This is a genomic window from Burkholderia sp. Ac-20392, from assembly GCF_017104585.1.
GTDB classification, from domain to species: Bacteria; Pseudomonadota; Gammaproteobacteria; order Burkholderiales; family Burkholderiaceae; genus Burkholderia; species Burkholderia lata.
Genome location: NZ_JAAGPB010000300.1, coordinates 1 through 10748, shown reverse-complemented (window position 1 = coordinate 10748; position 10748 = coordinate 1). Strand labels below are relative to the sequence as shown.

Sequence of the window (10748 nt, the reverse complement as noted above, 5' to 3'; positions counted from 1 at the left end):
GCTGCCGACCGGCCTGCCGAGCGACGTACTGCAGCGGCGCCCCGACGTCGCGTCGGCCGAGCGCGCGATGGCCGCCGCGAATGCGCAGATCGGCGTCGCGCGCGCCGCGTATTTCCCGCGCATCATGCTGTCACCCGATATCGGCTGGGATGCCACGCGCTTCGCCGGCCTGTTCACCGTGCCGTCGTTGCTGTGGTCGGTCGGCGGATCGCTCAGCCAGCCGCTGTTCGAAGGCGGCAAGCTGAAGGCCGGCGTCGATTTCGCGCAGGCCGGTTACGTCGCCGCGCAGGCCAGCTACCGGCAGACCGTGCTCACCGCATTCCAGGAGGTGCAGAATGCGGTCACGGGATTGTCGGTGCTTGCCGACGCCGCGCAGCAGGCCTCCGCGGCCGTCGACGACGCGCGCAAGCTCGTGTCGCTCGCGCAGGATCGTTACGCGGGCGGCCTGACGCCGTTCATCGACGTGCTGACGGCCCAACAGCAGTTGCTGACGAGCGAGCGGCAGGCCGTGCAGATCCAGGGCCAGCGCGCGGCGCTCGTCGTGTTTCTCGCGAAGGCGCTGGGCGGCGGCTGGGACGGCCATGCCGCGGGCGGCCCCGCACCGGCCGAGGTCGCGGCGGCAGCGCCGGCCCCGGCGCAACCGAGCCCTTAACCGGATTACCCGGACAACGGATTCGAACATGAAAGTCCTGATCGTCGAAGACGAACCGAAAGTCGTTGAATACCTGAAAAGCGGCCTGACCGAGGAAGGCTGGGTCGTCGACACCGCGCTAGACGGCGAAGACGGCGCATGGAAAGCCGTCGAATTCGACTACGACGTGGTCGTGCTCGACGTGATGCTGCCGAAGCTCGACGGCTTCGGCGTGCTGCGCGCATTGCGCGCGCAGAAGCAGACGCCCGTCATCATGCTGACCGCGCGCGACCGCGTCGACGACCGCGTGCGCGGGCTGCGCGGCGGCGCCGACGACTACCTCACCAAACCGTTCTCGTTCCTCGAGCTGATCGAACGGCTGCGCGCGCTGACACGTCGTGCACGCGTGCAGGAATCGACGCTGATCTCGATCGGCGACCTGCGGGTCGACCTGATCGGCCGCCGCGCCACGCGCGACGGCACACGGCTCGACCTGACCGCGCAGGAATTCCAGCTGCTCGGCGTGCTCGCACGGCGCAGCGGCGAGGTGCTGTCGAAGACGACCATCGCCGAACTCGTGTGGGACGTGAACTTCGACAGCAACGCGAACGTCGTCGAAACGGCGATCAAGCGCCTGCGCGCGAAACTCGACGGCCCGTTCACGGACAAGCTGCTGCACACGATCCGCGGGATGGGCTACGTACTCGAGGCGCGCGAGGACGGCGACACCGAGAGGCCGGCATGAAACGCTCGATCGTCCTGCGGCTGTCGGCGATGTTCGGCATCGTGTCGCTGCTCGTGTTCACGCTGGTGGGCTGCGGGCTGTTCGTGATGATGGAGCGCCAGTTGTTCGCCGAGCTGCGCGCGACGCTCGACACGCGCGCCAAGGTCGCCGAGATGATCGTGTCGCATGCGCTCACGCCCCAGCGCGGGCGTCTCATGCAGGAAAAGCTCGCCGACCTCGAACCGCCCGACGGTTCGACGCGCTACCAGGTCGACACCACGAACCCGGACTTCCGCTTTGGCCAGCCTGTCGACGGGGTGCCCGTCGGCGCGCCGTTCGGCGCCTTCCAGCAATACGCGCTGAACCACAGCACCTACGACGTGATGACGAAGACCGTCACGGTGGCCGGCAATGGCGAGCGGCCGACGCTGAAGCTGGTCGTCGCCAGCTCGTGCGAGCGCACGCAGCGGATGCTGCGCCGCTTCGGCTGGACGCTCGCCGGGCTGATCACGATCGCGACGATCATTACGCTGCTGCTGAGCCGTGCGGTGGCCCGCTTCGGGCTCGCGCCGCTCGACCGGCTGTCGCAGGACGCATCGGCGATCAGTCTCACGAACCGCCGCCAGCGGCTGCAGACCGACGCGCTGCCGGCCGAGTTGCGCGACCTCGCCACGTCGTTCAACGGTGCGCTCGACCGCATCCAGCAAACCTACGCGCGGCTCGAGGCGTTCAACGCGGACGTCGCGCACGAACTGCGCACGCCGATCAGCATCCTGATCGGCCAGACCCAGGTCGCGCTGACCAGCCGCGACCGCACGGTCGAGCGGATGCAGCAGACGCTGCAGTCGAACCTCGAGGAATTCGAGCGGCTGCGCGTGATCATCAACGACATGCTGTTCCTGTCGCGCAGCGACCGCGGCGAACGGGCGACCGACCTGAAGGACGTGTCGCTCGCCGACGAAGTGCGGCGCATGCTCGACTTCCTGGAAATCCCGCTCGACGAGGCGCAGTTGCGCGCCGAGCTGCACGGCGATGCGCGCGCGGCCGTCGATCCGTCGCTGTTCCGCCGCGCGATGACGAACCTGCTGATCAACGCGATCCAGCATTCGGCGCCCGGCGCGACGCTCAGCGTGACGATCGTGCGCCGTGACACGCTGGTCGAAATGTCCGTCGCGAACCCAGGCGAGCCGATCGACCCCGCCCGGCGTTCGCACGTGTTCGAGCGCTTCTACCGGCTCGAGGAAGCCCGCGCGAACAGCAAGGAGAACCACGGGCTCGGGCTGTCGATCGTCAAGGCCGTCGCCGAGATGCACGGCGGCAGCGTGTTCGTCGCCTGCTCGGGCGGCATCAACACGTTCGGCTTCTCGGTCTCGACGCAACCCTGCGCCGGCGGCCCGTTGCGCCCGGCCGACCTGCACGATACCCGGCCGGCGCACGCGCCCCGCGCGTTGCACTGACGGCCGCCGCGCGGCCGCCCGCCGAGGGCAGTTTTCTTCAATACGGGCCCGTTCGGCTCCCGTAGTCTCGATGCGACTTTCGACATTTCGCATGGAGACATCCAATGAGCATGCTGGTTTCGATGGCCGCGTTCGCGCTCGCCTCGTCGATCACCCCCGGTCCCGTCAACATCGTCGCGCTCAGCGCCGGCGCACGCCACGGCCTCGGCGCGAGCCTGCGCTATGCGGCCGGCGCGACGCTCGGCTTCGTCGCGCTGTTCCTGCTGATCGGCCTCGGGCTGCACGCGGCGCTCGCGCGCTGGCCGGTGCTGACCACCGCTACGCAGTGGTCGGGGATCGCGTTCCTGTTGTACATGGCGCTGCGGCTCGCGCTCGATGACGGCCGGCTGTCGGCCGACCCGGACGTGGCCGGCCCGTCGGCGGCGGCCGGCGCGGCGATGCAGTGGCTGAATCCGAAGGCGTGGCTCGCGTGCGTGGCCGCGATGGGCGCGTATGCGACCGATGGCGACCGCACGCAGGTCTGGCAGTTCGCCGCGCTGTATCTGGTGATCTGTTTCGCGTCGATCGCGTGCTGGTCGTATGCGGGCGCATCGCTGCGGCACCGGCTTGCGAACGCGCGGCACATGCGCGTGTTCAACCGGTTGATGGCGCTGCTGCTCGCCGGCAGTGCTCTCTTCCTGCTCGACGTGTAGCGCTTGCCGTTCAGCTCGTCGCGCTGCGGTACTGGCCGGGCGTCGCAGCGGCGATCCGCCGGAACGCGCGCTGGAAATGCGCCTGGTCGGCAAAGCCCGCGTCGAGCGCGACATCAGCGATCGGCCGGCCGCGGCGCAACTCCGTGCGGCCGTACTGCACGCGGCGATCGATCAGGAATGCATGCGGCGTCATCCCGTAGCGGGCGTTGAACGCGCGGATCAGGTATGACGGCGACAGATCGGCCGCCGCGCAGATCGCATCGAGCGTGACGCCCTCGCGGCAATGTGCGGCGATATAGTCGGCCGCGCGCGCGAGCCGGGCATTGTCGTCCCCGGCGCGCGGGCCGGGGAGTTCACGATCGAGCGCGCCGTGCAGCGCCGTGAAGAACTCGACCGCCGCGCTCTCCTTGCCGAGCGGATCGATGCCGGGCGCGACGAGCGTGCGGTAGAAGCTGCCAAATTGCGCGAACAGGTCGCGGCGCTCCGTCAACTTCGGCGAAAAGCCGTGAAAATCGCCGTTCGGATCGCGGCCCAGCGAATGCTGCAGCCGCGCGAGCCACGGCACGTCGACATAGACCATCCGATACGCCCATGCATCGGGGCCGTACGGATTGCACGCGTGCACCTGCTCCGGATCGATGATCACGAGCACGCCGCGCCCGACGTGCTCGTTCGTCGCGCCGTTCACGTAGCTGCTCGTGCCGCCGACGATCGCGCCCACCGAAAACGTGTCGTGCGTGTGCTTTGCGTAGCAGATCGCGCGGCCGTCGTCGACGGTGCGCGCCTCGATGAACGGCAGCGCGGCATCACGCCAGAACGGCGACGGTACGACGGATCGGTTGGCGGTACGGCTCACGCGGCGGGCTCCCGGTTCGGACGGGGAACGCTCACCGTACAAGACTGTGCGGCGCCGCGCAACCGGATCGGCGGTTCGGCGGTTCGGCGGTTCGGCGGTTCGGCGGTTCGGCGGTTCGGCGGTTTGCCGGTTCGCGGCTTTGACACCGGACCGCGGCTTCGACGCCGGATCGCGCCGTTTCGCCTAAGCTTTGAATTCCGTCCGCCGCGGCACCCACGGCGGATCCCGTTCATTCCTCTCCCGTCACGCACATGCATATCGATCTGAAAGGCAAGACCGCGGTTGTCACCGCCTCCACCGCCGGCATCGGGCTCGCGATCGCCGAAGGGCTCGCGCGCGCCGGCGCGCGCGTCGTCGTCAACGGCCGCAGCGACGCATCCGTGCAGTCCGCGCTCGCGCACCTGCGCGCCGCCGTCCCGGACGCGGGCTTCGACGGCATCGCGGCCGACCTGTCCGATGCCGCCGGCGTTGCCCGCATCACGCAGCACACGCCCGCGGCCGACATCCTCGTCAACAACGCGGGCATCTACGGCCTGAAGGCGTTCTTCGACATCGACGACGCCGAATGGGACCACTATTTCCAGACCAACGTGATGTCCGGCGTGCGTCTCGCACGGCATTACCTGAAGGGGATGATCGAACGCAATGCCGGTCGCATCGTGTTCATTTCGTCGGAATCCGGCCTGAACATCCCGGTCGACATGATTCATTACGGCTTCACGAAAACCGCGCAGTTGTCGATCGCACGCGGCCTCGCGAAGCTCGCGGCCGGCACGAACGTGACGGTCAATTCGGTGCTGCCGGGGCCGACGATGTCGGACGGCGTGCGGGCGCTGCTGAAGGAAACGGCCGACGAAACCGGCCGCAGCGTCGAGGACGTGGCCGTGGATTTCGTGCGCAACCACCGCTCGAGCTCGATCATCCAGCGGCCCGCGACGCCCGAGGAAGTCGCGAACCTGGTCGTCTACGTGTGCTCGCCGCTCGCTTCGGCGACGACGGGCGCCGCATTGCGGGTGGACGGCGGCGTGGTCGACACGATCGCGTGACGGCAGGCGGGCACGGCCGCCGTCGCGCTAGCGCGACGCGGCCTTGCCCGTCTGAAGCGTGCCCTTGCGGTCGGCGTCCATGCAGGAATCGAAGCCGCGTTGCGTGACGACGCCGGCCTTGTCGAACACGACGAAATATTCGCGGTGATCGTTGCCGTGCTCGATGAAGTAGTTGTAGCAGACGCCGCTGCCGTTGCGGACCATCCATACGCTGCGCGGATTGCCGCCGGCGCGGACGACATCGGCGCGCGTCGCGCCATGCCGTGACGCGGCCCTCGCGAGCGGCGTGCGCGAATACGAAAACGGCAGCCACGAGTCGAACCACGCGCAACCGTGCAACATCAGGCAGCCGGCGGCCAGGGACAGCGTCGCTGCGGGACGGGACATCGTAATCAATCGCATGCTTGGTGAAATCTGCTGCGCCATGCCGGCGTGATCGAAAGCGCCATGCTACTAGACCTTTGGGTCCGGATCGAAAAGAAATGTAGAGATCTTTATCCGAATCCTTGCATTGCATCCTTCGGCACAAGCCGGATCGTCGTCCGTCGCGGCGGCCGATACACGCTTGAACGCGCATCCGTACGACCCCGTCATGCCGCCTCCGCCCGCGTCGTCATGCAATCCATTCGGCCCACAGCATCGTCAGCACCGTCATCAGCGCGGGGCCGACGAACAACCCGATCAGGCCGAACGTCTCGGCGCCGCCGAGGATGCCGAACAGCACGAGCAGGAACGGCAGCCGTGCGGAACTGCCGATCAGCACCGGCCGCACGAAGTGCTCGGCCACGAACACGACGACGAACCCGAGCACGGCCACCACGATCGCCCACATGGTCGCGCCCTGCACGAACAGCCAGAGCGCCGCGCCGCAGAACACGACCGGCGCGCAGAACGGCAGCATCGCGGCGATCGCCGTGACGAGGCCGAGCAGCGCCGCATGCGGGACGCCGGCCAGCGCATACGCGATGCCGAGCAGCGCGCCCTCGCCCAGCCCGACCACGACCAGCCCCGTCACCGTGCCGAACACGGCCGCGACCATCCGCTCGATCAGCTCCGCGCCGCTGCGCCCGAACGCGCGCCGTGCGCCCTGCAGCAACGCCCCCGACAGCTTGTGGCCCGCGCGCAGGATCACGAACAACGTGACGAGCATGAAGCCGAATTCGAGCAGCGCATGCGCGAGCTTCGTGCCGAACTGCCGGCCGAACGCGAGGAATTTCTCGCTGTTGACGCCGTGCATCGCGCTGGCCGCATGCAGCGGATGACCGAGGTTGGCCTGCCACCATTCGGTGATCTGCGCCGCGCCGTAAGGCAGCCGGCCGACCACGTCCGGCACCGGAATGCCGTTGTCCTGGATCGTGCGCAGCCACTCGCGCAGGTCATGCGCCTGCCCGATCGCCTGGGTTGCCGCGACGGCCACCGGCAGCACGACCAGCAACGAGATCGCCGCCGTGATGACGACCGCGATGAGCGTCGGGCGATTGCGGAACAGGCGGTGCGATTCGAAGCGCTTGAGCATCGGCCACATCGCGATGGCGATCACGCAGGCCCAGGCGATGGCGGGAATGAAATCGCGGATCACCCACAGCGCGATCACCAGCAGCGCGGCATACAGCACGGCGCGGGAGACCTGCTGCGTGCGCGGCCGCGCGGCAGGATCGGGAGACGACGGGACATGTGCGCCCATGGCACCTCTGTCGAAATGAAAAAATGGCGGTTCGTGCAGGCAACCGGCCTGCGCGAACCGCCATTCTATCCATCGGCGCCGGATCGGCGGCGCATGTCATGCGCGCACCGCCCCGGCACCCCGCCCGCTCAGGCCACCTTGTCGGCGGTCCGGTAGCGCTCGAGCCAGTGCGCGTACGGTGCCGGCAGCGTCCACGACGGACGCTCGACGCCAAGCTGCTTGGCCGCGTAGTACGGCCAGTGCGGATCGGCCAGATGCGCGCGGCCGACCATCACGAGATCGAGCTGCTCTTCCGCCACCACGCGGTTCGCGAGTTGCGGCGTGTCGATCCCCCACGCGGACGACACCGGCAGCCCGGCCTCGCGGCGCACGCGCTCGGCGATCGGCGCGAGGAACGCCGGGCCCCACGGAATCTGCGCGTCGGGCGTCGAGAAACCGACCGACACGCTCAGCATGTCGAGCCCTTCCTGCTTCAGCCGCTGCGTGAGCGCGATCGATTCGGCGAGCGTCTCTTCGTCGCGGCCGTCGTATTCGATCACGCCGAAACGCGCGGTCAGCGGCAGATGCTCCGGCCACACCTTGCGCACGGCCGCCAGCGTTTCGACGAGGAAACGGCCGCGGTTCTCGGCCGAGCCGCCGTATTCGTCGTCACGCTGGTTCGCATGCACCGAGAAGAAGCTCTGGCCGAGATAGCCGTGCGCGAAGTGCAGTTCGAGCCATTCGAAGCCCAGGTCGCGCGCGCGCTTCGCCGACGCAACGAAGTCGGCCTGCACGCGTGCGATGTCGTCGCGCGTCATCGCACGCGGCGTCTTCGGCAGATGCGCGCCGAACGGCACGGCCGACGGCGCGATGGTCTGCCAGCCGCGCGGATCGCCGTCGGCGATATGGTCGTCGCCTTCCCACGGGCGGTTCGCGCTCGCCTTGCGGCCCGCGTGGGCGATCTGGATGCCGGGCACCGCGCCGGCCGCCTTGATCGCCGCGACCGACGGTGCGAATGCTTCGGCCTGCGCATCGTTCCACAGCCCCGCGCAGCCCGGCGTGATGCGCCCTTCCGGCGACACGGCCGTCGCCTCGGCGATCACGAGGCCCGCGCCGCCACGCGCGATGCCGGCCAGATGCACGTGATGCCAATCGTTGACGACGCCGTCCTCGGCGACGTACTGGCACATCGGCGGCACCGCGATGCGGTTGCGCAGCGTGACATCCTTGAGTTTGAACGGTTCGAACAGGGCAGACATCCACGGCTCCTTTGCTTGGTTCTGCAAAACGACTGGAAACGCGTCGTGCGGTGTGCACGACGGAACGATTCGGGCCGTCGCCGGGCGGCCAGCGCCCGGCGACGGATACGGTGCGGCGCCGGCCGGACCGGCGCCATCGACTCAACGGTGGCCGAGCTGCGCGAGCAGCGCCTCGGCGGCAGGCTCCGACGACGCGGGGTTCTGCCCGGTGATCAGCAGCCCGTCGGTGACGATATGCGGCGCCCAGTCGGCGCTGCGCTCGAATTGCGCGCCGTTGGTCTTCAGCATGTCCTCGACGAGGAACGGCACGACTTCCGTCAGTTCGACGGCCGCTTCCTCGCTGTTGGTGAAGCCCGTCGCGCGCTTGCCGCGCACGACCGATTCACCGGTCTGCGGGTTCTTCACGTGACGCAGCACGCCCGGCGCGTGGCACACGGCCGCGACCGGCTTGCCGGCCGCCAGCGCGCGCTCGATCAGGCCGATCGAATGCAGATCCTCGGCCAGATCCCACAGCGGGCCATGGCCGCCCGGGTAGAACACGGCGTCGTAGTCGTCCACGGACACGTCGGCCAGCTTGTGCGTCGACGCGAGCTCGGCCTTGGCCGCCGGATCGGCGTCGAAACGACGCGTCGCGTCGGTCTGGGCCGTCGGATCACTGCTTTTCGGGTCGAGCGGCGGCTGGCCGCCCTTCGGCGACGCGAGCGTCAGCTCGACGCCCGCATCCTTGAACGTGTAGTACGGCGCGGCCAGTTCCTCGAGCCAGAAGCCGGTCTTCTTGCCGGTGTCGCCGAGCGTGTCGTGCGAGGTCAGGACAACCAGAATCTTCATGATCGGACACTCCTTCGAAAATGGATGAGGGGAACGGGGCCGCACCACCGGACAACCTGGCCGGTCGGCGCGGCACGCCTGTCGGTTAGTCAGCTATGACGCGTCAACGTGCGACCCGCGTATCCGAATGCGGCATGTGCCTATTAGACCAGTCGTCTAGAACCATTCGAAATAAAACGACGGCGTCTCGCTGCATCGTCAGCATCGCAGCGCGGAATGGCATCCAGATGGCATTTTCGCGTCTTCGATGCATGCGCCGCGGACGTCGTCGCATTCATGGGAACGGATGATAGCCCCGGATTAGACCAGTCGTCTAGTAACCCCTGACAACGTCATGGCCTTTTCCGGGGAGCACGATCTGCTGGGGTCTGTCGTCGCTCAGCGCTGGCGGCGCGGCAAAGCGGATCGCGGGAACCGCCCGCCCGGCATTGCGCCGGGCGGTTGCGGCCCCCGCCGGTGTGACGACCGGATCAGAGCAACCCCATCCCGCCCGACGCGATGATCTCCGCGCCGACGATGAACGCGGATTCCGGCGCGCTGAGGTGCAGCACCGTCGACGCGATTTCATCCGGCGTGCCGAACCGGCCGACCGGCACGAGGCCCTTGATCTTCTCGGCCGTCTCGTCGAGCGTCGCGGCATCGAACCCGAGCTTGCCGTAGAGCGGCGTCTGCACGGGCCCGGGGCTCACGACGTTCACGCGCACGCCGTGCGGCAGCAATTCCGCCGACAGCGTCTTCGCGAACGAATTGACGGCCGCCTTGCTTGCCGCGTACACCGACGAGCCGGGCATCCCGATGTGCGCGTTGATCGAGCCGTTGATCACGATCGACGCGCCGCGGTTCAGCAGCGGCACCAGCGACTGGATCTGGAAATACGCGCCCTTCACGTTGGTGTTGAACACGAGATCCCACATGGCCTCGTCGCTGTCGGCGAATGGCGCGAGTTTCGCGACGCCCGCGTTGATGAACACGGCGTCGAGCCGCGCCCCCGCCGACGCGATCGCATCGGCCAGCGCGCGGGCCGACGCGACGCTGCCGGCCTCGTTGCGGATCGCCAGCGCGTCGGCGCCGAGCGTTTGCCGTGCGGCCTCGAGCGTCTGCGCATCGCGCCCGGTGATGATGACGCGTGCGCCTTCTGCCGCGAATGCCTTGGCGGCCGCCAGGCCGATGCCGCTGTTACCGCCCGTGACGAGGACCGTCTTTCCTTCGAAGCGTTGCATGATGTTCTCCTGTGAACCGGTGAGTTGACCGTGAACACAGGATGCGCGCGGCGGCCTGCCCTGCCGTACGACGGGCGCGACGAACATGTTCGAAATCTTCGAACGTGTTTGGGCGGCCGGTTCGATTGCCGTGTTTTTCCGGCGCCGTGTCAGCCAGCCACGTCGATGCCGTCGAGCAGGCGCTGCGCGAGCCGCGGCTCGCGCAATTGCTCGAGCCACCATTGCAGCGCGCGGCCGTCCCGGTCGCCATGCCACGCGACATACAGCCGGTTCGGCTCGCGTGGATCGGCCGTCTCTTTTTCCACGAGTTCGCCGCGCTCGAGCAGCGAGGCCACGCGCCGGCGCGGCACCCAGCCGACGCCGAGCCCGTCA

The 10748-nt window shown here is 68.5% G+C and carries 12 protein-coding genes; 5 read left to right on the top strand and 7 right to left on the bottom strand.

Annotation, left to right across the window (positions count from 1 at the left end):
- The 4 genes from G3N99_RS26560 to G3N99_RS26545 form a co-directional block, all read left to right on the top strand.
- On the top strand, positions 1-652 hold a 652-nt coding region (locus G3N99_RS26560), incomplete at its 5' end, for an efflux transporter outer membrane subunit (protein WP_206123870.1).
- A gap of 28 nt (positions 653-680) precedes the next feature.
- On the top strand, positions 681-1376 hold the full coding sequence (locus tag G3N99_RS26555) for a heavy metal response regulator transcription factor (protein ID WP_011355331.1): 696 nt from the start codon (positions 681-683) through the stop codon (positions 1374-1376).
- Complete coding sequence (locus tag G3N99_RS26550) at positions 1373-2812, top strand: heavy metal sensor histidine kinase (protein WP_174935466.1); 1440 nt, start codon at positions 1373-1375, stop codon at positions 2810-2812. Before G3N99_RS26555 ends, G3N99_RS26550 begins: the two co-directional genes overlap by 4 nt.
- 104 nt (positions 2813-2916) lie before the next feature.
- Entirely contained in the window at positions 2917-3504 is a 588-nt protein-coding gene (locus G3N99_RS26545) for a LysE family translocator (protein WP_011355333.1), read from the top strand.
- Between the two features lie 10 nt (positions 3505-3514).
- Here the strand turns inward: G3N99_RS26545 and G3N99_RS26540 are convergent, their stop codons facing one another.
- Positions 3515-4360, bottom strand: coding sequence for an AraC family transcriptional regulator (locus G3N99_RS26540; RefSeq protein WP_206123869.1), 846 nt, complete (start codon positions 4358-4360; stop codon positions 3515-3517).
- 251 nt (positions 4361-4611) lie between these two features.
- On the opposite strand from G3N99_RS26540, the gene G3N99_RS26535 reads away from it, so the two are divergent.
- Complete coding sequence (locus G3N99_RS26535; protein ID WP_174935472.1) at positions 4612-5406, top strand: SDR family NAD(P)-dependent oxidoreductase; 795 nt, start codon at positions 4612-4614, stop codon at positions 5404-5406.
- A 27-nt stretch (positions 5407-5433) separates the two neighbouring features.
- Here G3N99_RS26535 and G3N99_RS26530 read toward each other — a convergent pair whose 3' ends face one another.
- The 6 genes from G3N99_RS26530 to G3N99_RS26505 all read right to left on the bottom strand — a co-directional run.
- Positions 5434-5808 (bottom strand): hypothetical protein, encoded by a 375-nt coding sequence (locus tag G3N99_RS26530; protein ID WP_174946094.1) that lies wholly within the window; start codon positions 5806-5808, stop codon positions 5434-5436.
- A gap of 211 nt (positions 5809-6019) precedes the next feature.
- The gene (locus G3N99_RS26525) at positions 6020-7090 is read right to left on the bottom strand and encodes an AI-2E family transporter (protein WP_174935476.1); all 1071 of its coding nucleotides are present in this window, start codon (positions 7088-7090) and stop codon (positions 6020-6022) included.
- Between the two features lie 128 nt (positions 7091-7218).
- Complete coding sequence (locus tag G3N99_RS26520; RefSeq protein WP_011355338.1) at positions 7219-8328, bottom strand: NADH:flavin oxidoreductase/NADH oxidase; 1110 nt, start codon at positions 8326-8328, stop codon at positions 7219-7221.
- 141 nt (positions 8329-8469) lie between these two features.
- Complete coding sequence (locus G3N99_RS26515; protein WP_206123868.1) at positions 8470-9156, bottom strand: type 1 glutamine amidotransferase domain-containing protein; 687 nt, start codon at positions 9154-9156, stop codon at positions 8470-8472.
- Positions 9157-9626: 470 nt separating this feature from the next.
- The gene (locus G3N99_RS26510; RefSeq protein ID WP_174935482.1) at positions 9627-10376 is read right to left on the bottom strand and encodes an SDR family oxidoreductase; all 750 of its coding nucleotides are present in this window, start codon (positions 10374-10376) and stop codon (positions 9627-9629) included.
- Positions 10377-10525: 149 nt separating this feature from the next.
- The coding region (locus G3N99_RS26505; RefSeq protein ID WP_241011861.1) for a LysR substrate-binding domain-containing protein at positions 10526-10748 on the bottom strand (223 nt) is incomplete at its 5' end.

Bases quoted from the DNA above. Each gene is read 5' to 3' on its own strand.
- G3N99_RS26550 (WP_174935466.1), top strand. From the start codon at position 1,373: ATGAAACGCTCGATCGTCCTGCGGCTGTCGGCGATGTTCGGCATCGTG.
- G3N99_RS26520 (WP_011355338.1), bottom strand. From the start codon at position 8,328: ATGTCTGCCCTGTTCGAACCGTTCAAACTCAAGGATGTCACGCTGCGC.
- G3N99_RS26515 (WP_206123868.1), bottom strand. From the start codon at position 9,156: ATGAAGATTCTGGTTGTCCTGACCTCGCACGACACGCTCGGCGACACC.
- G3N99_RS26525 (WP_174935476.1), bottom strand. From the start codon at position 7,090: ATGGGCGCACATGTCCCGTCGTCTCCCGATCCTGCCGCGCGGCCGCGC.
- G3N99_RS26535 (WP_174935472.1), top strand. From the start codon at position 4,612: ATGCATATCGATCTGAAAGGCAAGACCGCGGTTGTCACCGCCTCCACC.
- G3N99_RS26545 (WP_011355333.1), top strand. From the start codon at position 2,917: ATGAGCATGCTGGTTTCGATGGCCGCGTTCGCGCTCGCCTCGTCGATC.
- G3N99_RS26555 (WP_011355331.1), top strand. From the start codon at position 681: ATGAAAGTCCTGATCGTCGAAGACGAACCGAAAGTCGTTGAATACCTG.
- G3N99_RS26510 (WP_174935482.1), bottom strand. From the start codon at position 10,376: ATGCAACGCTTCGAAGGAAAGACGGTCCTCGTCACGGGCGGTAACAGC.
- G3N99_RS26530 (WP_174946094.1), bottom strand. From the start codon at position 5,808: ATGCGATTGATTACGATGTCCCGTCCCGCAGCGACGCTGTCCCTGGCC.